This is a genomic window from Pseudofrankia saprophytica (assembly GCF_000235425.2).
In the GTDB taxonomy this organism is placed as follows: domain Bacteria; phylum Actinomycetota; class Actinomycetes; order Frankiales; family Frankiaceae; genus Pseudofrankia; species Pseudofrankia saprophytica.
On sequence record NZ_KI912266.1, the window covers coordinates 525,342 to 550,172 of the forward strand.

Sequence of the window (24,831 nt, forward strand, 5' to 3'; positions counted from 1 at the left end):
AGCGGCCCGCCCCGGCGCGCGCCGCCGCGGCGCCGCGGCGGGCCGGCCGTGCCAGCGGGATGATCCGGGCTTCACCCTGCGGTGGTTCGGCGGTGGTCATGACGCACTCACCAGTCGGCGACGGGCCATCAGATTGAGCAACGTGCGTTCGGCCTGGATGACGCGTTCAGGGTCGATCGTCGGACGCAGCCCGCGCTCGCGCACGAAGCTGTCGAAGGCCGCGGCCGTCGTGTACCGAGGGGTGTAGCCAAACACCTCGCGCAGCCGGGTGGTGTCGACCGCGCGGCCGTGCGCGAGAAAACCGACCTGCTCGGGCGGGAAATCCACGATCCGCAGGCGGCTGGCGAGCCGGGACAGCGAGCTGACCGCCGGGAGCGGCACCGGCACCGGCGGCCGGCCGGCTCGGCGTATCGCCTGGGAGAGCTGCAGGATCCCGTCGCCGGCGACGTTGAAGGTCCCGGCGTGGCCGCCGCCGGCGGCGCGCAGCAGAACCGCGAGGGCGTCGCTGGAGTGCAGCAGCTGGATTCGCGGGTCGAAGCCGAGCACGGTCGGCACGACGGGAAACTCGAAATAACGTGCCAGCGGGCTGTCGACCCCGGGGCCGAGAATGTTCGCGAACCGCAGCACGGTGACCGCGATATCCGGCCGGCGGCGACTAAAACCTCGGACGTAGCCCTCGACCTCGACGGCGTCCTTGCCGTAGCCGCCGCGCGGCAGCGAGCGCGGTTCCATGTCCTCGGTGAACAGCGCCGGGTCACGCGGCGACGAGCCGTAGATCGTCGTCGTCGACCGGACCACCAGGCGGGAGACCGTGTCGGACTTCTGGCAGGCGGCGAGCAGCTGCATCGTCCCGATGACGTTGATCTCCTTCATCGCCGTCCGGCCGCCAGCGGCGACCGGGTTCGCGATGAGGTTGAGGTGCAGCACCGTGTCGATCTCGGCGGTGGCGATCACCTTGGCGATCAGCGGGTTACGGATGTCAGCACGGACGAACCTCGTGCGGCCGAGATCATCGCCCGGGGGCACCGTGTCGACACCGATCACGGTCTCGACTCGGGGGCTGGCGGCGAGCGCCCGGGCCACGTCGGCGCCAAGGGGACGGGACACACCGGTGACAAGCACGCGGCGTGGTCTCATGTGGGCTCCCGGGACGCCGATCGGCTGCGGTCCGTGTGGTCATCGTACCCCTGCCCACCCGCGGTTCCGCTGCGTAGCGTTACCAGACTTCCGCTCGTCGCCCCCGTGCCACCGGGCCGTCACCCCGACCCGTCAGGTCAGCGCCGGCAGCCGGACGACCGGGACGGCGCCCCCCGCGGCGCCGTCCCGCGGCTCGCGCGGAGGCTGGCCGATGACCACCGCGTCCCCGCGCCGCAGCCTCAACAGGTCACCAGCACGGCCGCAGTTGACAGCGAGCATCACCCGGCGCAACGAGTCCTCGCACAGCGCCACCTGACCCACCGAGACGTCGCCATAGGTGTAGGTGAAGGGGAGGGTCGTCTCGCGGCCCGCGGCACGGATCTCGACCCGGTCACCGAGCAGCATGCCGGCGGCCTCCAGATCGGCTCTGGTCACGTTGAGTGACAGGTTGCCGAAGTGATCGACGGCCAGCACCTGGGCGTGGACGTGGTCGTCATCGACGACGCAGGCCGGCCGGGTGAACCGCACGAGCGAGTCCGCGTCGATGCGCGGGCCGACCTCGGCGAGGGCGAGCCCCGCCGCGAGCCGGGCGGCGACCGGGGCGTAGACGTCCCGGCCGCGGAACACCGCGCTCGGCAACGGCAGCCACAGTGCCGGGTTGGAGATCTCATGCGCGGCCGTCACCCCGCCGAGCACGTCCCAGGCGAGCGAGGTGAGCCCGTTGTCCGGGGTGACGAACGTCGAGCCGTCGGCCGTGCGGATCGCGACGCCCCGCGCCCCGGGCGCGGCCGCGGGAAGGCCCTCGGGCGTCCGGGCCACGGCGGAGCCGTCCGGCCGTGGGGAGCCCGCCGCGTCCAGCCGCTCGACGACGGCCAGGTGCACGCCGACCGGCAGGTAGCAGACGCTGTCGGCGAGCAGGCCTGCGCCGTGCTCGATGTCCTGCTGGGCGACCGCGTGGCAGACGTCGAGGACGCGTGCCTGTGGCGCGTGCCGGGCGATGACCCCGTGGCACACGCCGACGCAGGTGTCCTCGAGTCCGTAGTCGGAGAGGAAGCTGATCCACCCCACCGGTCGCGCCGCGGTATCGCCCACCGCGCCCGTCATCACCCCGGCCGACGTCATCTCGCACTCCCGAACCCGCAGCGAGGCGGCCCCGTTGCCGCTCGTCTGGCAGCCTGCCACAAGGCCGGGCCGCCAACCGCCGAGGCCACTGCGAGGAAACCAGCTGGATACACGGCCTGCCGCCCGGCCGGAACCGGCTCCGCCCGAGGGCGCGCGATCCGGGCCCGGGCATGACTCGACCCCCCGGCCTCGCGTGGCGCGACATCGGGGGGCCGTGACCAGTAGCCCTACTTCTTGTTGCGGCGCTGCACGCGGGTGCGCTTGAGAAGTTTGCGGTGCTTCTTCTTGGCCATCCGCTTACGACGCTTCTTGATTACAGAACCCACGAATACGACCGATCTGTGTGGAGGAGAGCTACCGAACGAGCCTACCGCCCAGCGCCGGTGTGGATGGGTGGCCGCCTCGACACGGCGTGCGGTGGACGGGACGGTACCACCGAGTTCAGGAGGGACGACCCAGCGCGGTTGGTGGACTCGGCCCGACTGCGCCCGGCTGCGCCTGGCTGAGCCCCGCGGGCGCGGCGTGGCAGCCCGGCGGGCGCGGCGTCGCAGCCTTGCCAGCGCGGGGCTAGTTGGAGCGACCGAGCTCGGCCGAGCGGTCGCGGGCGGCGGTGAGGGCGTCGAGGATGGCCCCGCGCACGGCCCGGCGATCGAGCTCGAGCAGCGCGGCGGCGGTGGTCCCGGCAGGCGAGGTCACCGCCTCGCGCAGCAGCGCCGGGTGCTCGCCGGTTTCCCGCAGCATGCGAGCCGATCCGAGCGCCGTCTGCACCATCAGCTCGGCCGCGAGCGGACGGGGCAGTCCGAGCAGCACCCCCGCCTCGATCATGGCGTCGAGCAGGTAGAAGAAGTACGCCGGGCCGCTGCCGGAGAGGGCGGTGATGGCATCCAGCTGCTTCTCGGGGACCCGGACCACCCGGCCGACGGCGCCGAGCAGCGCCTCGGTCCGCGCCAGGTGCTCGTCGCCCGCGTACCGGCCCGCGCACAGTGCCGACATCGCCTCGCCGACCAGCAACGGAGTGTTCGTCATCACACGCACGACCGGCGTCCCGGCCGGCAGCGCGTCCTGCAGGACGGTGAGGGTGATCCCCGCCGCCAGCGACACGACGAGCGCGCCGGGCGCGAGCGCACCACCGACCTCCGCCAGCAACGTGGCCATGTCATGCGGCTTGACGGCCACGACGACCACGTCCGCGCGCGCCGCGGCCTCCTTCGGCGCGGCCGCGGCGACGCCGTGCTCATCCGACACCGCCGCCGCCCTGGCCGGGTCCTTCTCCGCGACGACGATCTCCTTCGGCTCGACGCCGGAGCGCAACAGCCCAGCCAGGAACGCCTCCCCCAGCCGTCCCACGCCCACGATCGCCACAGTCATGCCCACTCCTCCACCCAACGCGCCAATCGCCCGCCAGAGTACGGGTCCCGGTGCCTGGTCAGGGGCGGCGGCCGACCACCAGCAGGGTGCGGAAGGGCTCCTCGATGATCCCGTCGGGGAAGGCGCGCAGCATCGAGCGACGCTCGGCGTCCAGGAAGTCCGGCAACCGGTCGCCGATCGCGGCGACGTAGGACTTCGAGCGCAGCCACGTCAGGTACGTGTCGATGTCGATCCGGCGAAACCAGCGCCCGGCGAGCGTGACGACCTCGGCGAACTGGCCGGTCCAGCGCAGCTCGTCGGCGTACGGCCTGGCCCGGTAGCCGCGCTGGTAGGCGGGGTTCATCGCCTCCAGCCGGTCCTGCTGGCGGACCCACCAGCGCTCGTCCTCGGCGTCGACGTCGTTCCACCAGACGGCGAGCGACCCGCCGGGGCGCAGCACCCTGGCCGCCTCCGCGGCCGCGGCCGGTACCCGCACCCAGTGCCAGGCCTGCGCGTAGCAGACGAGGTCGGCCACGCCGGAGCGCAGCGGCAGTGCCTCCGCGTCGGCGAGCATCGCCGGGATCCCCGGCGTGCGCTCCCGCAGCCGGGCGAGCATCGCCGGGCCGAGATCGAGGGGGACCACCCGGGCACCCTGGTCGAGCAGGCGCCGGGTCGCGATGCCGGTGCCTGCGCCCACCTCCACCACGTCCGCGCCGGCGAGCGGGCGCCCGGCCAGCCGGGCGAGATCGTCGAACAGGACGTCCGGGTAGGTGGGTCGCGCCGCGTCATAGGCGTCGACCAACGGATCGAACAGCGAACGTGAGCCCATGCCTCAATCGTGGCACCACATCCCAAAGGCGGGCTACGCCCAGGACGCGCCGGCCGCGGCCGGCCTGAAGGGCGTCAGGACTTGGCCGCGCCCGAGGGGCTGGCGGCCGCGGCGGGGGCCGCGAGGTTGAGGCGGGTGAAGGCGAGCGCCTCGGCGAGGTCGGCCTCGCGCTGGGCCCGCGTCTCGGCGCGACGGGTGTTGATCTCGACGACGACCGTCCCGTCGAAGCCCCTGGTCGCGAGCCGCTCGAGCAGCTGCGCGCACGGCTGGTTGCCTCGGCCCGGCACCAGGTGCTCGTCCTTGGCCGAGCCGGAGCCGTCGGCGAGGTGAACGTGCGCGAGCCGGTCGCCGAGCGCGTCGGCCATGGCCAGCGCGTCCGACCGCGAGACGGAGGTGTGCGACAGGTCGAGCGTCACGTGCCGGTAGCCGTCCTCGACGGGCGACCAGTCCGGCAGGTACGCCGACACCTCCCGGCCGCGGGCTCGCAGCGGGAACATGTTCTCCACCGCGAAGCGGACGTCGGTCTCCTGCGCCATCCGCTCGATGCCGGCGATGAACTCGCGGCCGTAGTCGCGCTGCCAGCGAAACGGTGGGTGGACGACCACGGTGGACGCGTCGAGGGACTCGGCCGCGGCCCGCGCGCGCACGAGCTTGCCCCATGGGTCCGTGCCCCATACCCGCTGCGTGAGCAACAGGCACGGCGAGTGGATCGCCAGCACCGGGATGCCGTGATAGTCGACCAGCCGGCGCAGCGCCTGGGCGTCCTGGCTGACCGGGTCCGTCCAGACCATGATCTCGATGCCGTCGTAGCCGAGGCGGGCGGCCATCTCGAACGCGGCGGGTGTCGACTCGGGATAGGTCGACGCGGTGGACAGCGCGATCTTCGCGGCCGGGATGCGCGCCGCCCGCTCCGGTACGTTACGGACAGCGACGATCTTCCGTGGCTTCACGCCGTTCGCCGGATCCGACAGCGGGGTGTGCGACGTCGCGGCGTGACCCGCGCCGTCAGTGTCGGCCACGGCCGCCACCTGGGTGGCCTCTCGTCCGAGGTCGCGTCTCACCCGCACTCGAACACCCTCTTCCGCCTCCCGAGCCGCACGGCCGCGCCTTGGGCGCAACCATCCGCGCACACCATCTGCCCACCGCGGTCCGTCACGGCCACCGCGGGGCCCCCGCCGCGGGCGACCGGCCCGCATCTCAGGCTAGGCCATCGAGCAGAGCACGCCCGTCCGACCGTCTCCGGACGATCTCACCCTGCGTATCCGCGGATTCCATGGAGGGGGCGAAACGGCCCAACCGGCCGGACGCGAGGCGCCGCCACGGGGACGGGCCGGGTCAGCCGAAGTTCAGGGTGTCGAGCCGGCGCAGGATGATGCCTTCCCGCAGCGCCCACGGGCAGATCTCGACCTCGTCGACCGAGAGCAGGTCCATCGTCTCCGCCGCGACCACCGCGCCGGCGGCGAGCTGGCCCGCGCGGGAGGCGGACACCCCCGGCAACGAGACCCGCGCCGCCGACGGCATCCGGCAGACCGTCTTCGCCGCGGCCTCCAGGTCGCTGCGGCGCAGCACCCGGCGCACGTAGGGACCACGGCTGTAGGGCTCGGCACCGGCGATCCTGGCCAGCGAGCGGAACGTCTTCGACGTGGCGACGGCCCTGGTCGGCTCGCCGACGTGGTAGAGCTTGCCCACCACCGGCGCGATCTGGGCCCGCACGTAGCGGCGCAGCTCGGCCAGCTGCCGGTTGGTCGGCGGGTCGGAGGTCAGCCAGTCCCTGGTCAGCCGGCTCGCGCCCAGCGGCAGCGAGGCGACGACATCCGGCTCCTCGTCCATCCCGGCGCCGATCTCCAGCGAGCCACCGCCGATGTCCATCGCCAGTAGCCGCCCCGCGCTCCAGCCGAACCAGCGGCGCACCGCGAGGAAGGTCAGCCGGGCCTCGTCCTCGCCCGGCAGCACGTCGACCGCCACGCCCGTCACGGAGCGCAGCCGGACGAGAACTTCATCACTGTTCGTGGCATCGCGCAGGGCCGACGTGGCGAACGCCACGAGATCGAAGACGGCGAGCTCCTCGGCCTGCCGGCGCAGATCGCGGATGCAGTCGATCAGGGCGTGCTCACCGCTCACCGACAACCCGCCGTCGCCGTCCAGCAGCTCGACGAGCCGCAGCGGCACCCGCACACTCGCCGCGGGCCGCGGCGCCGCGCCGTGGTGGGCGTCGACGACCAGCAGGTGGACGGTGTTCGAGCCGATGTCGATGACACCCAGCCGCATCGGCTGGCCCGGCGGCGCCGGCAGGGCGACCGCCGTGACGCGCCGCTGGCCGGACGACGCCGCACCCGCCGGCACCACCTCGCCGGAGCTCGCCGCCCCCGCGGCGCCACCGCCCGCGCCCACGGGACCCGCCGGGACCAGCGACCCCGACACGACCGCGAGGCGACGCCGCGCCACGGCCGTACCCGGCACGCCGCGCGGAGCGTCGGAATCCCCCGCGCGTGCCTCAGCCTTCCCGGCCACCGCCCTGGCCGTCGGCGAGAACCTCAGCCGCATCGCTTGTCCCCCCATACCTGCCGGACATCGAGCAACCAACGAGGCTACGCGCCGGCCGCCGTACCCCACCGCGGGCTCCGCGCACCCTCACTGCGCGCCCACCGGCGCCAATCGCACGGTGACCGCGAGACTCGGGCGGACGCGGCCGCCGAACGCCGACCGGACCCGGCATACGACCGGGCCGCCTACGGCTCGAACTTGTACCCGAGTCCTCTGACGGTTACGAGGTGGCGTGGGTTGCCCGGCTCCGACTCGATCTTCGCCCGCAGCCGCTTGACGTGAACGTCGAGCGTCTTGGTGTCGCCGACGTAGTCCGAGCCCCAGACACGATCGATCAGCTGCCCGCGGGTCAGCACCCGGCCGGTGTTGCGCAGGAACATCTCCAGCAGCTCGAACTCCTTGAGCGGCAGGGCAACCGACGCGCCGTGCACGGTCACGACGTGTCGCTCGACGTCCATCCGCACGCCGCCGGCCTCCAGGGTGACGGGCGCGGTCTCATCCGGCTCGCTGCCGCGTCTGCGCAGCACCGCCCGGATCCTGGCGACGAGCTCACGCGAGGAGAACGGCTTGGTGACGTAGTCGTCGGCCCCGAGCTCCAGGCCGAGCACCTTGTCGATCTCGCTGTCCTTGGCGGTAAGCATGATCACTGGCACCGAGGACTTCTGCCGCAACGCCCGGCACACCTCGGTGCCGGACAGGCCCGGCAGCATGACGTCGAGCAGCACGAGATCCGCCCCGTGCCGTTCGAAGTCCGACAGCGCGGCGTGCCCGTCCGCCGCCACGGCGACGTCGAAACCCTCGCGCTCCAACATGAAGGACAGTGCCTCCGAGAAGGACTCCTCGTCCTCCACCACGAGCAGGCGGGTCACCGGTCACTCTTCCTTTCGCGGGCCGTCGTCGATGTGGTCACGCGTGACCGGGCCGACGACGGCCGGTGCTCTATGGCGGTCACTGCTCGAGAACTTGCTGATCTGCCGGCCGGCCGTCCTTCGACGAGCCGTCTGTTAACTGATTGTTACGTGCCATGTGGTCACCCGTGCCCTGTTCCCTAAGTTCGTCCTGGTCCGCCACGTCGTCGAGATCGAAATCCGGGTTGTCGGCCTGGTCGTCCAGGTACGCGGGCAGGCGCAAGGTGAACGTCGAGCCGGCACCTTCCGCGCTCCAGACCCCGACGGAGCCGCCGTGGTTGGTCACGATGTGCTTGACGATCGCCAGGCCCAGCCCGGTGCCGCCGGTCTCCCTGGAGCGCGCCGGGTCGGCCCGGTAGAAGCGCTCGAAGACCCGCTCCAGGTCCTTCTCCGCGATGCCGATGCCCTCGTCCGCGATGGAGATCTCCACGGTGTCACCGATGCAGCGCACGCCTAGCCCCACCCTGGTGCCGCGCGGCGAGTAGTTCACCGCGTTCTCCAGCAGGTTGGCCACCGCGGTCACCAGCTGGGCCTCGTCCCCAACCACCCCGGCATCCGTCTGGCCGATGATGGCCACCGAGATCCCCTGGCTCTGCGCCGCCAGCCGGTTGCGGTCCACCGCCTCGGCCACGACGTTGTCCACCGCGACCGGTCTCATCACCGGCAGCGGGTCGGCGCCCTGCAGCCGGGAGAGGTGAATGATCTCCTGCACCAGCCGGGCGAGCCGGGCCGACTCGTGCGTCATCCGATCGGCGAACCGCCGCACGGCGACCGGATCCTCACTGGCCGCGTGCACGGCCTCGGCGAGCACATGCAGCGCGCCGACCGGGGTCTTGAGCTCGTGGCTCACGTTGGCCACGAAGTCCCGCCGGACCGCCTCGACCCGCCGGGACTCGGTGACGTCATCGAGAATGACCGCTATATGACCTTTGCCGCCGAGCAGCCGGGTTCGCGCTCGCACGGCGACCGCCTCCTGGTCGGGCCGCGGCCGGGTGAGCGGGGGTGGAGGCACAGGCGGCAGGTCCAGCTCACCGTCCAGCCCGGTGCCGGCCTCCCGGGTGCGCTGCACGAGCGCCAGGACCGATGCCACGGCGACCTTGCTGCCGGTGACCACGCCCATCGAGTGCGCGGCCTGGTTCGCCATCGCGACCTCGTCGTTCACGGTCAGCACGACGACGCCGGACGGCAGCGCCGCGACCAGCCGACGCAGCTGGCTGGCTGGCAGCGTGACATCGGGGTCATCGGCCTGCGCGCCGGCCTGGGCGGCGTGCGACCGCCGCGTCGCCGGCCGCACGTCCGCTGAGCGCGCCGCCCCGGCGGGCGGCGGCGTCGACGACGTCATCCGCCTGCCACCGCGAACCGGCCGCCCGCCGCGCGCCTGGCGGCGTCATGCCGGACAGTCAGACCCAACGCGTTGGATGTCTGCGCGGCGAGGCAGGCCAGCATGGGCGGAACTGCGTACCGTAGCATGCCTGTCACATCATTCACCGACCTGTCGCCCACGCGCCGAATGCTAGGTGCCGTCCGGCCCTCCGCGGGCGGTCGGACGGTTCTAATCAGTGGTTCGTCGCCAGGTGTTCATCCCCACTAACGTCAACGTTCACCGGCCCGCGATGGGGTCACCGCATCTTCGACGCATCCGAAGTGCAGAGATCTCGGGTCGACGAGTCCCGGGCCATGCCACGGCACAGCCGTGTCCGGCCTCGCCGCCGACGGCGGCGTCCCGGCCATCACGGCTCGCGGCCGGGTACGGCGGCGCGCCGGGCGGGCACCTGGACCCGAACGACCATGGCGACAGACAGCATGAAGAGGAGTCCACCGGTGCGTGACGTCTTCCAAGAAGAGCTCGAGGGCATCACGGCTTCCCTCGTCGAGATGGCGAACCTCGTCGCCTCCGCGATGGCGCGCGCGACCACGTCGCTGCTCGACGCCGATCTCCAGCTCGCCGAGCAGGTCATCACCGCCGACGAGACCGTCGACCTGCTGCGCAACGAGATCGAGGAGCGCGCCTTCGACAACCTGGCCCGCCAGGCCCCGGTCGCGACCGACGCCCGGGTGATCGTCACGACGCTGCGGATCGTCGCCGACCTGGAGCGGATGGGCGACCTCGCGCTGCACGTGGCGAAGGTGGCCAGGCGCCGCTACCCGGCCAAGGCCGTCCCCCCGGAGCTGCAGGGCACGATCACCGAGATGGGCCAGGTCGCACAGCGGATCGTCGCCAAGGCCGGCTCCGTCATCGCCAGTCGCGACACCGACCTCGCCCGCGAGCTCGAGTCCGACGACGACGCGATGGACCACCTGCACCGCCAGTTGTTCCACATCCTGCTGGAGCGGCCGTGGTCACACGGCATGGAGGCCGCGATCGACATCACCCTGTGCGGCCGCTTCTACGAGCGCTACGCCGACCACGCGGTCTCGGTCGCCCGCCGCGTCGTCTACCTCGTGACCGGCGTCAAGGAATAAGCCGGGCGAGCCTGGACGGCGGGCGACCTGCCCCGCCGTCCAGGCTCCAGGTCCGGGGTTACTTCTTCTTGCCCTGGGCCGCCACGGCGGCGGCGGCCAGCGCGGCGGCGTCGGGGTCCAGGTAGCCGGACGAGACCACGTTCAGGTCGGCGTCCAGCTCGTAGCGCAATGGGATGCCGGTCGGGATGTTGAGGGCGGCGATATCCGCGTCGCCGATCCCGTCGAGGTGCTTGACCAGCGCGCGCAGCGAGTTGCCGTGCGCGGCGACCAGCACGGTCTGCTCGGCCCGCAGGTCCGGCACGATCGCGTCGTACCAGTAGGGCAGCATCCGGATGACGACGTCCTTGAGGCATTCGGTCTTCGGCACGAGGTCCGGCGCGAGCTGCGCGTAGCGCTCGTCGACTCCGCTCTCCTGGCCTTCGGTGATCTCCGGCGGAGGAGTGTCGTAGGAACGGCGCCAGAGCATGAACTGCTCCTCGCCGTACTTCTGCAGCGTCTCGGCCTTGTCGAGGCCCTGTAGGCCGCCGTAGTGCCGCTCGTTGAGCCGCCAGCTACGACGAACCGGGATCCACATCCGCCCGGCGGCGTCGAGGGCGATCCAGGCCGTCCGCATCGCCCTGGTCAGCAGGGACGTATGCACGACGTCCGGCAGCACACCGGCTTCGCGCAGCAGCTCGCCGCCGCGAGTGGCCTCCTTGACGCCCTTCTCGGACAGGTCGACGTCCACCCAGCCGGTGAACAGGTTCTTCTGGTTCCAGGTGCTTTCACCATGGCGGAGCAGGACGAGGGTCGGCATGCCACGATCCTGCCCGCTACGCCCCGCCTCCGGCCAGACCCCACTCGGGGCCGACATTGGTAGCCGTGGGTGTGAGAAGGATTACATGCCGTGCCCGACAAGCCCGGAAACGTAAAAACCCCCGGGTGCTTCCGCGTCGGTGCATGGCACACGGCGCGGGCCGTCGGGACTACGACGACACCCGGGGGCCCGGTAACTGCCTGGTACTCGCCGGCCGGGGCTCATGGGCACCCGGATCGGGACGTATCCCGCTCGGTGAGGACCACGAGACCGGCTAGCTGACAGTCACCTCACGAGTCCAAGAATTACACAACTTCGGACCACCTCCCTTCCCGTGTACCGACGACGCTACGCGCGACCGGGGCGGGAGGGCAACGCCTTTTCTCGACCCCCGACCAGCGATCGCCCAGGCGCTGTCCGCCTAGACTTGACGGCATGACCGCCAAGGTCTACCCGCAGCCGGCCACGCCGGCAGGCACGGCGCCCGCCCACTCGGCGCCGCCTCCCGGCATGCCAGCCTCCGCCTCGCCGGCCGGGGTCTCGGACCTCGCTGGCGGCCAGGAGGGTTGGCAGGATCGGCTGCGCGACCGCGGGTACCGGTTGACGCCACAGCGTCAGCTCGTGCTGGAAGCCGTCGCGAAGCTCGGCCACGCGACGCCGGAGGCGATCGTCACCGAGGTGCGCCGGACCGCCGCCACCGTCAACATCTCGACCGTCTACCGCACGCTGGACCTGCTCGAGGAGCTCGGGCTGGTCTCCCATGCCCACCTCACCCACGGCGCGCCGACCTACCACGTCACCGGGGAGGACCGGCACATCCACCTGGTGTGCGGCGGCTGCGGAACGATCAGCGAGCTCTCCCCCGACCGGCTCACCGGGCTCGTCGACACGCTGCGCGAGGAGCTCGGGTTCACCCTGAACGTCGACCACGTCGCGCTCGCCGGCCGGTGCGCGGACTGTTCCGCGCGCGCCGGCGGTTGACTACAGGCATGAGCAGCTCCCCGGCCGAGGCCGCTACCGACTCCGACGCGGTGACAGCCGCCGGCTACCGCTCGCCGCTGCTGGACCTGCCCGGGGCGGTCGCCGCGGACGGCCCGGACGCCGGCGTGGCCGCGCACTACGGGGACCCACTGCGCGAGCAGCGCCGGGCCGCCGCCGGCGCGGTCCTGGTGGACCGCTCGCACCGGGGCGTGCTGCGCGTCGACGGCGTCGACCGGCTGACCTGGCTGCACAGCCTGACGTCGCAGCACCTCAGCGCGCTGCGCCCGATGCGCGGTACCGAGGCGCTGCTGCTCTCGCCGCACGGTCACGTCGAGCACCACCTGGTCATCGCCGACGACGGAGCCACCACCTGGATCGACGTGGAGCCCGGCCGCGGCGCTCCCGCGGGCGCGGGGGACGACGAGCGTTCTCGCGCCTCCGCCTCCGCTGGCGGCGCCGGCCCGCTGCTCGCGTTCCTGGAGTCGATGCGTTTCCTGCTGCGGGTCGAGCCCGCGGACGCGACGGCGACGACGGCCGTGCTCTCGGTCCTCGGCCCGCGCGCCGCCGAGGCGGTCGCGGACGCCCTGGGCGACGGGGTCGCCGAGGGCGACGGCGGCGTGCCCACGGACTGGGCCACCCCGCCGGCCGGAAGCGCCGCGGGACTCCCCATCGAGGCGGGTCCCTACCCGCTGGCCCGGTTCGGACCGGGCGTGCTCGCCCGGCGGATGCCGTACGGCGTGGACCTGCTGGTGGAGCGGGCCCGGCTCGGGGACGTCGCGGCCCGGCTGCGCGCCGCCGGGGTGGAGCCGGCCGGCATCGGCGCCTTCGAGGCCGAGCGGGTCGCCGCCCACCGGCCGCGGCTCGGCCTCGACACCGACCATCGCACGATTCCGCACGAGGTCGGCTGGCTCACCAGCGCGGTGCACCTCGACAAGGGCTGCTACCGCGGCCAGGAGACGGTCGCCCGAGTCCACAACCTTGGCCGGCCGCCCCGCCGGCTGGTCCTGCTGCACCTCGACGGGGCCCTCGCCGCGCCCGGCTCACCCGTGACGGCCGCCGGCCGCCAGGTCGGGTTCGTCGGCACGTCCCAGACGCACGCCGAGCTCGGCCCCGTGGCGCTGGCGATGCTCAAGCGCGCCGTGCCGGACGATGCCGCCCTCGTCGTCACCGACCCGGATGGGCACGAGGTCGCCGCCCAGATCGACCCCGACTCCGGTCCCGTGCGCCCAGACCGCCCCGCTGGTCACGTCCTGCGCTGACGGCTTCCTCGGACGCCCGCCGCCTGGTTTCGCCGGGCGGCGGCCGTCCGTACGTCCGTACGTCTCCCCTAGGTCTCCCTTCACCAGGTCTCCCCTCATGAACCACCATTGATCACAGAACCAACTTGATCACGGATCGTGACATTGAGCCCCGGGCCGGCACGCGTCGCGGCGCGCGCTGCGGGTACGGCAAAAACCGGGAGAATTCGCCTCGACCGGGCTACGTCGGGCGATAAGTAGCCCGCGAGTGCCAGCACGCCCGCGAGTGCAGTCAACCGGGTCTTTTGCCCCCGTGCAGTAGCCACTCGCGACTGCACGGTCCCGCCACGCGGCCGGACGTCTTCCACCGGCGCCAATCGCGGCACCGTTTGACCCGGTCAGCGGCCTAGAGGCCGGAGCCGGCCGACTGAGCACTTGGCCCCCCTCCGCCGGGGGTGTGCAATTCCGACCCCTGAGTGGGCTCCTTGTGACACCAATGCACACATCGCACCGCGCTCAGCGCTATCGATAGCAGATGTCGCGACATAGCGTTGCCATGCGCCTACGAAACGTCCATCGGGCGACAGACAGCGACCATCACGGAGCGCTTGATCCCTGAGCTTCGGACGGTCGCGGGAGCGGACAAGCCGACGGCGTCCTGTCCGCCCCTCAGCACAGCTGTCGCCAACGGATAACCGTGCACGCAATTCCGAGGAGATCGTCGATGCTGACGGAGAACGCCCAGGCCTGTGCACACCCACTGGCCTTCGTCCGCGCCCAGCGAGGCTGGTCGTACCAGAAGCTCGCCCGGGTCGTCGCCAAACGGGCCCGCGACCTGGGGGTGGCGAACATGGCAGCGGAACGGCAGAAGGTATGGCGCTGGGAGCACCGCGGCGTCGTCCCCGACCGGGTGTCCCAGCTGGCGCTCGCCACCGAGCTCGGCGTGCCCACCGAGCGGCTGGAATCCCATCCCTGGCCGTCGTGGCTCCCGACCGGCGACAACGTGCGCACCGATTACCCCTGGACCCAGGCCGGCAGCCTGTCCGCGCTCACCGACGTCGTCCAGGACGCACTGACCGACCGCCGGGGCTTCCTCACCATCAGCGGGCCCGGAGTCGCGAGCCTCGCCACCGAATGGCTCGGCCTGGAGCCGGCCCGCCTCCTGGGCGCGCTGGACGGCGGCCTGGTCGACGAGCAGATCGTGCACCGGATCGCGCACAACATCCCCGGCCTGCGGGTGATGGACGACCGCCTCGGCGGCGAGAGCGTGCGCCGCCTCGTCGACGCGGAGCTCGGCGTCGTCGCCGAGCTCCTCGCCCGCGGGCGCTACCCCGAGAAGATCGGCCGCGAGCTGCACATCGTCGCCGCCGAGCTCGCCCGCTTCGCCGGCTGGGTGTCGTTCGACGCCGGCTACCAGACCGCCGCCCAGCGTTACTGGGTCACCGCCCTGCACGCCGCCCACGTCGGCGGCGACCGGCTGCTCGGCGCCAACGTGCTGAAGAACATGTCGCTGCAGTGCGTCGACTTCTCCCGGCCCGCCGAGGCCATCGAGCTGGCCGACGCCGCGGTCCGCACCGCTGGCGCCACCACCGGCCGGGTCGGCGCGATGCTGCACATGCGCAAGGCCAGGGCGCACGCGGCGCTCGGCGACCAGGTCGCCTGCACCCGCGAGCTCGCCGTCGCCGAGGCCGCGTTCAGCCGCGCCCGGCCGCAGGAGCCGCCGTGGGCCGTCTACTTCGACGAGGCCGAGTTCCAGGCCCAGGTCGGCTGCTGCTACATCGACCTCGGCCATCTGCCGTCGGCCGACCGCTGGCTCGGCAACGCGCTGGCCAGCCATCCGGCCGAGAAGGTCCGCGACCATGCGACCTACCTGCTGCGCCGCGCCGGCGTCCAGATCGACCTCGGCAACCTCGACACCGGCTGCGCCCTGGCCGCCGAGGCCGTTCCGCTGCTGATCGTCACTCGGTCCCGGCGCAACGCCCGCCGCGCCGACGAGGTCCGCCGCCGGCTCCGCCGCCACGCCACCATCCCCGCCGCCCGCGACCTGGACGCCCAACTAGCCGAAATCGCTTGATTGCTGGTTCGCTCCGTGGCCGGGCCTCCGCGGAGGCGCGCCTCCGCGCCGCACGGTCACCCGCCGCTGAACGTCACCCACCCGCAGCAGGCCCATCCATACGGCCACTTCGCTGCGCTCGTGGAGTGCCCGAACGGGCGCGAAGACCGCCACGAGCGAAGCGAAGTGCCCAGACGAGCGCTGTGGCTTCGGGCTGGTGCCGTCACAGCGGCACGCACCCGAGCTGGCGCGGAGGCGCACCTCGCGGAGGCTTCCCCACGAGCGAAGCGACGTGGGGAGGCCGCAGCGAGGTCGCCGGAGCGCACGTGAGCGCAGGAGGACACGGCGCGGAGGTCCCTTGGGAGCGAAGCGAGTAAGGGGCCGGAGCGCCGTGCCCGCACGGAGCGAACCGGAAACAACCTTCCCGCCCGACCCGAGGTTTGTTCCGGAGCGAACCGGGCTAAGCCTTGGCCACCTCAATAAGGGCGTCGGCGGTGGCCTGGGGTTCGGTGATCATTAGGTCGTGGCCGGTGTCGATGGTCCAGAGGCGGCCGGCGGCGCGTGCCTTTCCCATCAGCTCGGGATCCCTGGTGGACAGCGTCGACGTGCAGATGATGTGGTACTGCGGGATCGCCCACAAGGCGGCCTCGTTGGTGAGCGTCAGGGGCTGCTCGAAGCACCGCCAGGGGTGCGGGGTCAACCGGTCGGCCATCCAGGCGATGTCGTCGGGGTTGGTCACGCCGTAGAAGGCGCCTGCCTCGGGGAACGGGATGAGCACGAGCTCGACGCCGTCGACAACCTTCCCCATCGGGCGGGTCGCCGCGATGATCGGCCCGGCGACGTCGAGCAGCGACTGGCCGTTGACCGGGTTCGCCGCGTCCAGATAGACGAGACGCCCGACCCGGTCGGCGGCCCGGTCCGCGATGCCGGTGATGACCATGCCGCCATAGCTGTGCCCGACCAGGATCACGTCGCGCAGGTTCTCGTGGTGCAGCAGCGCGACGACGTCCTGGATGTGCAGGTCTAGGTCGACGTGCGGGCCGACGAGGTGGGCCCGTTCCCCTAACCCGGTCAGTGTGGGGGCGTAGACCTCGTGTCCGGCCGCCCGAAGCAGCCGGGCGACGGGCTGGTAGCACCAGCCGCCGTGGCCACCCCCGTGTACCAGGACGTATGTCGCCATGATCCTGCCTCCTCCGCGGTGAGGGAACCAGTCGGCGGCACCGGACGGATTCGCCGGAACCAGGACCAGACACCCGAGTAACGTGGTTACCGAGGTAACCACGTTACTCTAGGACCGTCAAGCAGTCCCTTCCCGTCCTTTGCCACCAGAGGGTTCAAGCGTGACGTCCCGACCCGGCGCGGAGGCGCACCTCGCGGAGGCCCGGCCCACGAGCGAAGCGACGTGGGCCGGGCCGCAGCGAGGTCGCCGCAGCGCCCGTGAGCGGAGGAGGACACGGCGCGGAGGTCCCGTGGGAGCGAAGCGAGTACGGGGCCGGAGCGCCGTGCCCGCACGGAGCGAACCAGAGACACGGAGGCCCGGTGGCGGAGTCACGGCAGACCGACGTCATCGTCGACGTCGTCCTCGCGCTCCTGGAGTCCGAGGGCTACGACGCCGTCCAGCTGCGCGCCGTGGCCCGCCAGGCGCACGTCTCACTCGCCACGATCTACAAGCTGTTCCCCACCCGGGACGAGCTCATCGTCGCGGCGGTCGAACGGTGGTTGGCCAGGAACAACTGCGCGCCGGTACCACCGCCGCCGCCCGACGAGACCCTCTACGACGGCCTCATGCGGGTGTTCCGGCACGTCTTCGAACCGTGGGAGCGCAGCCCGCGCATGCTCGAGGCCTACCACCGCGCCCGCACGACGCCGGGCGGGGAACGCCTCGAACGACAGACCGCGGCCATCATCGAACCCGCCGGGCGGGCCGTGCTGGCGGCCGGTGAGCCCGGCTACGTGGCGGACATCGCCCTCATCCTGACCAACGTCGCCTATGCCGTGGTCGCCCGGTTCGCGGCCGGCGAGCTCGACAACACCGCCATCCTGCCGGCGCTCGAGCGCGCCGCGTACCGGCTCACCGCGAACAACGAGCCCGCCGCCCGGGAGGCGGGCTCGCGGTCCGTCCGCCGCGGCTAGGCGACGCCGATCAGCGCTCCGTCGCCGGCGAAGAAGGCCAGCGCGGCGGCAGGAGCCGTCAGCGTGACCGAGGCCCCGGAACGCGTCGCGTCCGGCGTTCCGCCCGCCTCGGTCTGGCGGGCGGGGACGCGGACGGCCACCGCGCCGGCCGCGGTCTGCACGTAGGCCACCCGCTCGGCGCCCAGGCGCTCCGAGACGACGACGCTGCCCACGATCCGCAGGGAGCTGTCCGGCTGGGCGGCCGCCGACGCGGCGGGCGCGCCCGCCGGGCCACCAGGGTCGCCCGGGTCGCCCGGGGAACCGGCCGTCGCGAGGGCGAGCTGGAGGCCCTCGGGGCGCACGCCCACCGCGACGGCACCCGCGGGGGCGGCGACGACGAAGCCAGGGCCGCGCAGGACGCCGTCGGCGAGCGCTCCGTCGAGGACGTTCATCGGCGGGCTGCCGACGAACGTGGCGACGAAGCGGGTCGCGGGACGGTCGTAGATCTCGTCGGGGGTGCCCAGCTGTTCCAGGCGGCCGCCGTTGAGGACGGCGACCCGGTCGCCGACGGCCATCGCCTCCGACTGGTCGTGGGTCACGAACAGCGCGGTCGAGCCGAGCCGGCGCAGCAGCGCGACGATCTCGACCCGCAGCTCGACGCGCAGTTTCGCGTCCAGGCCGGACATCGGCTCGTCGAGCAGCACCACCCGGGCGCGCCGGGCCAGCGCCCGGCCGATCGCGACCCGCTGGCGCTGACCGCCGGACATCTGCGCCGGCCTGCGGTCGGCGAGCGCCCCGATGCCCAGCATGTCCAGCGTCTCGCGAGCGCGCGCCACGGCCGCGGACTTGGACATCCTCCGGCCGTAGCGCAGCGCCAGCGTCAGGTTGTCCAGCGCCGAGAGGTGCGGGTAGAGCGCGTAGTGCTGGAACACCAGGGCGACGTCCCGCTGGTGCGGGGCGAGGCCGGCCTGGTCCGCGCCCGCGAACAGCAGCCGACCGGAGGTGGGGGCCTCCAGGCCGGCGCAGATCCGCAGCAGGGTCGACTTCCCGGAGCCGGACGGGCCGAGCAGCGCGACGATCTCCCCCGGGCGTACCGACATGCTCATGTCGGCAAGCGCCCGGACCGGGCCGAAGTCCCGGCCCAGGCCTTCCATGTCGATCGGCACGCCCGCGGTGCCGGCGGCGGTCGCCGCCAGCGCGTCATCGTCGGGCCGCACGGCCAGCTCGGTCACTCCAGCTCCTCGTCGTTCCCAGCGCGGCGCGCCCCGCCGGCGCGCCGGCGGGGCGCGCCGCCGATCGCCGTCAGGACGTCAGCTCCGCGGCCTTGGTCTGCGCGTCGCGCATCGCGGTCGTCGGGTCGGTGCCCGTCATGGCGCGGATGACCTGGTCGGTGATCGCCTGCGGGACCTCGCCGCCGCGGGCGCCCGGCCACGACGGCGCCTGGGTCAGCGAGCTGGCCAGGTTCTTGAACGGCACCAGCTCGGGGAACTCCTGGTAGAAGCTGGCCAGCTGGGTGGCGGCGGCGGTGTCCACCGGCAGGTAGCTGACCGACTCGACGCCGGCGGCGACGACGTCCGGCGCGAGCAGCGAGACGAGCAGTTCGGTGGCCATCTCCTGCTGGCACTTGTCGGTGGACAGCACCGTCAGCGCGTTGCCGCCGGCGGTCAGGTGCTCGGTGCCGCCAGGCAGGGTCGGGAAGGGCACGGCGCCGGCCTTGAAGCCGTTCGCCCCCTGGCCGCGGATGAAGCGCAGGCCGGCGGCGAGCGTGGCGACGGTGGCGCCGACCATCGCGGTCTGCTTCTGGATGCCGAACCGGAGCAGGCCGTTCTGCGACGGGTCGTCGGACTGCGGGCCGTAGGAGCCGACCTTGGCGAGGAACTGGGCGGCCTCGGTGACGGCCGGAGCGGTCAGGTTGGGCGTGCCGTCCGGCTTCTGGATCGAGGTGTCCTTCGACTCGGCGAGCGAGCCGAGGTACCACTGGCCGAACTGCTGGCCGGTCGGCAGGTCGATCGGCTGGACGCCCGCGCCCGAGGACTTGATCTTCTCGGCGGCGGCCAGGACGCCGTCGGTCGTGGTCAGCGTCTTCGGGTCGACGCCGGCCTTGGCCAGGATGTCGGCGTTGTAGACCAGCACCGGCATCGAGACCTGCGCGGGAATGCCGATCTGCTTTCCGTCGACCTGGCCCAGCTTGAGGAACTGCTGGTCGTAGGTGGAGCGCAGCAGGCTGGGCGAGAGGGTCTGGGCGCCGAGCTGCTTGGCGAACACGGGGAGCAGGTCGAACCCGGCGACGGCGACGTCGGTCTGCTTGCCGGCGGCCCGGTCGGCGGAGATCTGCTGGACGAGCGCGACGTAGTTCGGCGCGGTCGAGTTGAGCTGCACGGTGAGGCCCGGGTGTGCCTTCTCCATGTACGCCTTGCCGGACTTGGCCACGTCGCTGAGTGACGCGACGCCGTAGAACGTCAGCGTCTTCACCTTGGCCGCGCACTCGGGCGACGCGGTCGCGCCGTTGACGCCCGCGACGCCGGCGGCCGCCGTGCGCGCGGTCGGCCGCAGATCGGGGGTGTCGGAGCTGCCGCTGCCACCGCCGCAGGCCGCGGTGACGAGAGCGAGGGTCGCCGTGAGCAGCACCGGCGCCTGCCTGAGGCTGCCCAGCCTGGCTCGGCCCCGGCGCGCCGGGGCCGCTCCGGCGCGGCCGGACCTGTCGATGCGGATCACGTTCTATCCCTCCACTGCGCTGGCTGGCACGGTCTGCGCACGACGTCCCTGATCGAGAACGCGACGTACCTGACCGACGAGACGTGCACGGTCGACGAGACGTCCAGGTCGACGCCGAGGTTGCGGACTGAGGTTGCGGGCTGAGGACATCGGTCAGCCGCCGACACCCGTGCCGGTGAGGCCGGCGGTGAGGCGACGCTGAGCGATGAGGAACACGGCGAGCGTCGGCAGGCTGATGATCAACGCTCCGGCCGCCAGCTCCGCGAAGTCCGGCAGGCCCGTGGGGGGCGAGGCCACCAGGGTGGCCAGCGCCAGCGGCGGGGTGGCGATCTCCGGCGAGCGAGCCTCCAGCAGCGGCCAGAGGTACTCGTTGAACGACAGCAGGAAGCTGAACACCGACACGGTGGCGATCGCGGGCGTCGACAGCGGCACCACGATGGTCCGCAGCGTGCGGAACAGTCCAAGGCCGTCCATCCGGGCGGCTTCCAGGACGGATACCGGGATGGTTGTCATGTACTGGCGCAGCAGGAAGATCGACGCCGCGCTTGTCATGAACGGCAGCACCAGGCCGACCCGGGTGTTCGAAAGTCCCAACGCGGAGATCGTCACGTAGTTCGGAATCGCGGTCACCTGGCTCGGGACCAGCAACGTCGCCAGCACCAGCGCGAACACCGCGCCGCGCCCCCGGAAGGGCAGCCAGGCGAATACGTAGGCCGCCGGGATGGCGGTCAGCAGTTGCAACAGCAAGATCGCCAGACTCACGACGATCCCGGTGAGCAGCGCCCTTCCGAGATGGCCATCCCGGAAGGCGCGCGTGAAGGCGTCGAAGCTGACGGACTCCGGAATCGGGTTCGACGAGAGCCCCAGCGCCGACTGGGACGGCCCGAACGCGGTGCGGACCATCCAGACGAACGGCAGCAGGGCGAAGAACACACCAACGGTCAGGACGACGATTCGCCCGGCGAGTCCCGCGAACCGGCCGCTGTTCGGTCGGCCCGGCCGCATGGCCCGGTGCGCGTGTCTACCTGTCACCGGCTCGGTCGATGCTGGCTCGCTCACGGCGGGTTCACTCGTCGGCGGCTGGCCGGCGGGCGGCTGGGTGCGGGGTGGCTGGCTCACCGGGCCGCCTCCGTCGCCGGGGCGGCCGCGCCGGCGACGCCGAGGCCCACCAGCGCGGCGCCCGCGGCGCCGTCCACCCCGGCGTCGGCCCCGTCGGCCTCGACACGGGCGGCCCGTGTCCTGGCCCGTCGGCCGAGCACGGAGCCGAGGATGCCGATGAGGATGATCCCCAGGATCAGCAGCAGCGCGATCGCCGAGGCGTAGCCGATCCGGAACGAACCGGTGAACCCGACCTCGTAGATGTAGTACACGATCGTCGCGCTGGATCGGAACGGCCCGCCATGCGTCAGCACCGCGACCGTCTCGAACGTCTGCAGCGTGAGGATCGTGGTGAACACCGCGAGGAAGATCGTGGTGGGCGCGAGCAGGGGCAGCGTGACGTGCCTCAGCCGGGCGAACCCGCGGATTCCGTCGACTTCGGCCGCCTCGTACACCGACGCCGGGATGGTCGTGAGTCCCGCGAGGTAGACGACGAACACGAAGCTGGTCAACCGCCAGCCGCCGACCAGCGCCACCACCGGCAGTGAGGTCGCCTCGTCTCCCAGCCAGTTGCGCGGCCCGGCGCCGAACCAGCCGATGACCGTGTTGGCGAGCCCGTGGCCACTCGGGTCGAACATGTACGCGAAGATCACCGCGATGGCCACCAGGTTCGCGCTGACCGGCAGGAACAGCGCCAGTCGCAGGACAGCCGAGCCGCGGGTTACCTTCTGCGCGGCCAGCGCCAGGGCGAGCCCGACGACCACCGCGGGGATGACGGTCAGCAGGCAGTACAGCAGCGTGTTACGGACGGACTTGCCGAAGTCCGGGTCGCCGAACGCCTCCCGCAGGTTCGCCGTGCCGACCCAGTGGAAGCTCGGCCCCGTCAGGGACTTGTCGGTCCCGGCGGTGAAGGCGGAGATCAGCGCGGGGCCGAGGACGAACACGGCCAGCCCCAGGAGCGCGGGGAACAGCAGCGCCCCGATCCGCCAACCGCCGGCTCCGGTTCGCGGTCCGGCGCCCGCCCTTCTCGTCACGCTTACGCATCTTGGCCCGCCACACGTCGCCTGCCTAGAGCGCCAAAGGGTGCGCAATAATGATCTTCTTTCGCGCACCGGAGGCCGTCGTGCCAGGGTCACCAGCGTGGCTGACATGCAGGTGAACACGACCGGTCTGGGCGATGACGGTGACAGGGTTGGAGTGGGATCCCCGGCAGGGATCCCACTCCGGCCCGATGCCTGCAAGAATGGCAGGCAACCTGATGTCGATCTTGGGATTGCGATGAGTGACGGGACCGGCTCCGAGTGGGGACGAGTCGCCGACGACGGCACCGTCTACGTACGGACGTCCGAAGGCGAACGCGCTGTCGGCTCGTGGCGGGCCGGCAGCCCTGACGAAGGGCTCGCGCACTTCGTGCGCCGCTATGACGACCTTTCCGCCGAGGTGGTGCTGCTGGAACAGCGGGTGACGATCCCCGGGGTCGACCCCGTGGGGATCGCCGCCAGCGCGCAGCGGCTGCTCGACGGGCTGCCGACGGCCGCCGTCGTCGGCGATCTCGATGCCCTGCGGGGCCGGCTGACGGCGCTGCTCGGCGTGACCGAGGGCCGCAAGGCGCAGGCTCAGGCCGAGCGGGCCGCCCGCGCCGCGCAGGCGGTCGCCGCCAAGGAGGAGCTGGTCGCCGAGGCCGAGCGGCTGGCGAAGAGCTCCGACTGGAAGGCGGTCAGCGAGCGGTTCCGGACGATCGGCGACGAGTTCCGCGCGATCACCGGCGTCGACAAGCGGACCGACTCCGGGCTGTGGCGTCGGATCGCCGCCGCGCGCGAGGAGTTCGCCCGCCGCCGCACGGCGCACTTCGCCGCGCTCGACACCCAGCGCGCCAAGTCGAAGGAGCGCAAGGAGGCGTTGATCTCCGAGGCCGAGTCGCTCGCCAGCTCGACCGACTGGGGGCCGACGAGCACCCGGTACCGGGAGTTGATGGCCGAGTGGAAGACGGCGGGCCGCGCGGCCAAGGACGTCGACGACGAGCTGTGGACCAGGTTCCGGGCCGCGCAGGACGCGTTCTTCAGCCGCCGCAACGCGGTGAACGCCGAACGCGACGCCCAGGCGCGGGACAACCAGACCGCCAAGGAAGCGCTGCTGGCCGAGGCCGCCGAGCTCGACCCGGCGGACACGGACCGGTCGGCACGCAAGCTGCGCGAGATCCAGGAGCGCTGGGACGCCATCGGCCGGGTGCCCCGCGAGGCGGTCGGGCAGCTGGAACGCCAGCTGGCCTCCATCAGCGACCGGATCCGCGAAGCCTCCGACGCCCGCTGGTCACGCCAGGGCGGGGAGACCTCGCTGTTCGCCGCGAAGATGCGCGAGAACATCCGCCGGCTCGAGGAGAAGCTGCAGAAGGCCAGGGCGGCGGGCAGGGAGAAGGATGTCGCCCGGCTAGAGACCGAGCTCGCCAACCATCGGGCCCTACTGCCGGGCAGCGACCGCTAGACCGGCGTACCAGTTAGACCGGCACACCAGCGCCTCCGGGACCCGGCACGACCACCCGAAGACGACCAGCCGAAGCCCGCCGATCACCAGGTCGGCGGGCTTCGGCATGTCGAAGGTGCTCGCCGACACGCGTGCGATGCGCTAACTGTCCGCTTGCCATAGTTAGCACCGTGACGTAGCGTCGCCATTGTCGGCGCGGTGTGCAACGTGCGCCGACCCGCCGTCTCGGCCGGTGAGCTGGCCGGTCCGCCTTCCAGCCGCCGGCTGGCTCGGCGTGACGACGGTGTCGGCGGCGGTCTGGCAAGGAGGTCGAGAGCCCGTGGCGGCTTTGAACGTCCGTGAACTCGGCGACTACATCCGGGACCAGCGGCGCACGGCGCAGATCTCGCTGCGGCAGCTGGCCAAGCAGGCCGGGGTGAGCAACCCGTACCTCAGCCAGATCGAGCGGGGCCTGCGCAAGCCGTCGGCGGAGATCCTGCAGCAGATCGCCAAGGCGCTCCGCATCTCCGCCGAGGTCCTCTACGTGCAGGCCGGGATCCTCGAGGAGCGGGAGGGCGGCGAGAACCTGCACGCCGCCGTGCTCGCCGACGAGTTCCTCACCCCCCGCCAGAAGCAGGTCATCCTCGACATCTACGACGCGTTCCGCCGGGAGAACGCGGTGGCGGCCGCCGCCGCCGCCGACGACGGTGCCGGCGAGACATCCGGCGTGGCCGTCGAGGAACCCGGCACCGCCGCCGAGACACCCGGCTCCAGGCCGCCCACCACGGACGGGGCCGAGGCGGCGGAGGCCGCCGCTCCGGGCACGCGGGCGATTCCCAAGCCGGCGGCGGCCGAGGCGGCAGCGCCGGCGGCCGGCCGGACCACGACGACGGGGCGCCCACGACGCGCCTCGGCATCGAGCGGCACGCCGGCCGCGGCCGCCCGGACCACGGGCCGCCGGCCGCGCGCCACAGCCACCGGCGAGACAGCCGCGGCGAAGCCCGCGCGGCGGGCCGCCACCCGGCGCG

At 72.5% G+C, this 24,831-nt stretch carries 22 protein-coding genes; 7 read left to right on the forward strand and 15 right to left on the reverse strand.

The annotated features are described in order from the left end of the window. Positions 1-96: 96 nt before the first annotated feature. From FRCN3DRAFT_RS0202290 to FRCN3DRAFT_RS42255, 9 genes are all read right to left on the reverse strand, one after another. On the reverse strand, positions 97-1,137 hold the full coding sequence (locus FRCN3DRAFT_RS0202290; RefSeq protein WP_007518518.1) for an NAD-dependent epimerase/dehydratase family protein: 1,041 nt from the start codon (positions 1,135-1,137) through the stop codon (positions 97-99). Between the two features lie 132 nt (positions 1,138-1,269). Then, complete coding sequence (locus FRCN3DRAFT_RS0202295; protein ID WP_007518516.1) at positions 1,270-2,259, reverse strand: SAM hydrolase/SAM-dependent halogenase family protein; 990 nt, start codon at positions 2,257-2,259, stop codon at positions 1,270-1,272. Between the two features lie 227 nt (positions 2,260-2,486). Next, complete coding sequence (locus tag FRCN3DRAFT_RS50945; protein ID WP_003948845.1) at positions 2,487-2,585, reverse strand: 30S ribosomal protein bS22; 99 nt, start codon at positions 2,583-2,585, stop codon at positions 2,487-2,489. A gap of 241 nt (positions 2,586-2,826) precedes the next feature. Further along, a complete protein-coding gene (gene proC, locus FRCN3DRAFT_RS0202300) occupies positions 2,827-3,627 on the reverse strand; it encodes a pyrroline-5-carboxylate reductase (RefSeq protein ID WP_007518514.1) in 801 nt (266 codons plus the stop codon). Positions 3,628-3,685: 58 nt separating this feature from the next. After that, positions 3,686-4,435, reverse strand: coding sequence for a class I SAM-dependent methyltransferase (locus tag FRCN3DRAFT_RS0202305; RefSeq protein ID WP_007518512.1), 750 nt, complete (start codon positions 4,433-4,435; stop codon positions 3,686-3,688). 74 nt (positions 4,436-4,509) lie between these two features. Beyond that, the gene (locus FRCN3DRAFT_RS0202310; protein ID WP_051466555.1) at positions 4,510-5,370 is read right to left on the reverse strand and encodes a sugar phosphate isomerase/epimerase family protein; all 861 of its coding nucleotides are present in this window, start codon (positions 5,368-5,370) and stop codon (positions 4,510-4,512) included. A gap of 400 nt (positions 5,371-5,770) precedes the next feature. Next, complete coding sequence (locus FRCN3DRAFT_RS42250) at positions 5,771-6,979, reverse strand: Ppx/GppA phosphatase family protein (RefSeq protein ID WP_007518508.1); 1,209 nt, start codon at positions 6,977-6,979, stop codon at positions 5,771-5,773. Positions 6,980-7,164: 185 nt separating this feature from the next. Continuing rightward, positions 7,165-7,848 (reverse strand): response regulator transcription factor, encoded by a 684-nt coding sequence (locus tag FRCN3DRAFT_RS0202320; RefSeq protein ID WP_007518506.1) that lies wholly within the window; start codon positions 7,846-7,848, stop codon positions 7,165-7,167. Between the two features lie 79 nt (positions 7,849-7,927). Continuing rightward, positions 7,928-9,229 (reverse strand): sensor histidine kinase, encoded by a 1,302-nt coding sequence (locus tag FRCN3DRAFT_RS42255; protein WP_007518504.1) that lies wholly within the window; start codon positions 9,227-9,229, stop codon positions 7,928-7,930. A gap of 479 nt (positions 9,230-9,708) precedes the next feature. On the opposite strand from FRCN3DRAFT_RS42255, the gene phoU reads away from it, so the two are divergent. Further along, positions 9,709-10,350: a phosphate signaling complex protein PhoU gene (phoU, locus tag FRCN3DRAFT_RS0202330; RefSeq protein WP_007518503.1), complete on the forward strand. Its 642-nt coding sequence runs from the start codon at positions 9,709-9,711 to the stop codon at positions 10,348-10,350. A 58-nt stretch (positions 10,351-10,408) separates the two neighbouring features. On the opposite strand, the gene FRCN3DRAFT_RS0202335 is transcribed toward phoU, so the two are convergent. Then, on the reverse strand, positions 10,409-11,146 hold the full coding sequence (locus tag FRCN3DRAFT_RS0202335) for a phosphoglyceromutase (RefSeq protein ID WP_007518501.1): 738 nt from the start codon (positions 11,144-11,146) through the stop codon (positions 10,409-10,411). A 435-nt stretch (positions 11,147-11,581) separates the two neighbouring features. Between FRCN3DRAFT_RS0202335 and FRCN3DRAFT_RS0202340 the strand changes: the two genes are divergently transcribed. The 3 genes from FRCN3DRAFT_RS0202340 to FRCN3DRAFT_RS0202350 all read left to right on the forward strand — a co-directional run bounded on the left by FRCN3DRAFT_RS0202340 (position 11,582) and on the right by FRCN3DRAFT_RS0202350 (position 15,439). Further along, on the forward strand, positions 11,582-12,127 hold the full coding sequence (locus tag FRCN3DRAFT_RS0202340) for a Fur family transcriptional regulator (RefSeq protein WP_007518499.1): 546 nt from the start codon (positions 11,582-11,584) through the stop codon (positions 12,125-12,127). Positions 12,128-12,135: 8 nt separating this feature from the next. Continuing rightward, positions 12,136-13,386: a CAF17-like 4Fe-4S cluster assembly/insertion protein YgfZ gene (ygfZ, locus tag FRCN3DRAFT_RS0202345; protein WP_007518497.1), complete on the forward strand. Its 1,251-nt coding sequence runs from the start codon at positions 12,136-12,138 to the stop codon at positions 13,384-13,386. Positions 13,387-14,089: 703 nt separating this feature from the next. Next, a complete protein-coding gene (locus tag FRCN3DRAFT_RS0202350) occupies positions 14,090-15,439 on the forward strand; it encodes an NsdA family TPR-like regulatory protein (protein WP_007518496.1) in 1,350 nt (449 codons plus the stop codon). A 439-nt stretch (positions 15,440-15,878) separates the two neighbouring features. Here the strand turns inward: FRCN3DRAFT_RS0202350 and FRCN3DRAFT_RS0202355 are convergent, their stop codons facing one another. Continuing rightward, entirely contained in the window at positions 15,879-16,598 is a 720-nt protein-coding gene (locus FRCN3DRAFT_RS0202355) for an alpha/beta hydrolase (protein ID WP_007518494.1), read from the reverse strand. Positions 16,599-16,957: 359 nt separating this feature from the next. Between FRCN3DRAFT_RS0202355 and FRCN3DRAFT_RS0202360 the strand changes: the two genes are divergently transcribed. Then, positions 16,958-17,551: a TetR/AcrR family transcriptional regulator gene (locus FRCN3DRAFT_RS0202360; protein ID WP_007518492.1), complete on the forward strand. Its 594-nt coding sequence runs from the start codon at positions 16,958-16,960 to the stop codon at positions 17,549-17,551. Here the strand turns inward: FRCN3DRAFT_RS0202360 and FRCN3DRAFT_RS0202365 are convergent. The 4 genes from FRCN3DRAFT_RS0202365 to FRCN3DRAFT_RS0202380 all read right to left on the reverse strand — a co-directional run bounded on the left by FRCN3DRAFT_RS0202365 (position 17,548) and on the right by FRCN3DRAFT_RS0202380 (position 22,377). Further along, on the reverse strand, positions 17,548-18,762 hold the full coding sequence (locus FRCN3DRAFT_RS0202365) for an ABC transporter ATP-binding protein (protein ID WP_007518491.1): 1,215 nt from the start codon (positions 18,760-18,762) through the stop codon (positions 17,548-17,550). The genes FRCN3DRAFT_RS0202360 and FRCN3DRAFT_RS0202365 overlap by 4 nt on opposite strands. A 70-nt stretch (positions 18,763-18,832) precedes the next feature. Continuing rightward, the gene (locus FRCN3DRAFT_RS0202370) at positions 18,833-20,182 is read right to left on the reverse strand and encodes an extracellular solute-binding protein (protein WP_035925895.1); all 1,350 of its coding nucleotides are present in this window, start codon (positions 20,180-20,182) and stop codon (positions 18,833-18,835) included. A 216-nt stretch (positions 20,183-20,398) separates the two neighbouring features. Then, positions 20,399-21,364, reverse strand: a complete 966-nt coding sequence (locus FRCN3DRAFT_RS0202375) for a carbohydrate ABC transporter permease (RefSeq protein ID WP_007518486.1) — start codon at positions 21,362-21,364, stop codon at positions 20,399-20,401. After that, complete coding sequence (locus tag FRCN3DRAFT_RS0202380) at positions 21,361-22,377, reverse strand: carbohydrate ABC transporter permease (protein WP_007518484.1); 1,017 nt, start codon at positions 22,375-22,377, stop codon at positions 21,361-21,363. The genes FRCN3DRAFT_RS0202375 and FRCN3DRAFT_RS0202380 overlap by 4 nt, the downstream gene beginning before the upstream one ends. A 244-nt stretch (positions 22,378-22,621) precedes the next feature. Between FRCN3DRAFT_RS0202380 and FRCN3DRAFT_RS0202385 the strand changes: the two genes are divergently transcribed. Both FRCN3DRAFT_RS0202385 and FRCN3DRAFT_RS57000 read left to right on the forward strand, forming a co-directional pair. Beyond that, positions 22,622-23,824, forward strand: a complete 1,203-nt coding sequence (locus tag FRCN3DRAFT_RS0202385; protein WP_007518482.1) for a DUF349 domain-containing protein — start codon at positions 22,622-22,624, stop codon at positions 23,822-23,824. 319 nt (positions 23,825-24,143) lie between these two features. Next, on the forward strand, positions 24,144-24,831 hold a 688-nt coding region (locus FRCN3DRAFT_RS57000; RefSeq protein WP_007518478.1), incomplete at its 3' end, for a helix-turn-helix domain-containing protein.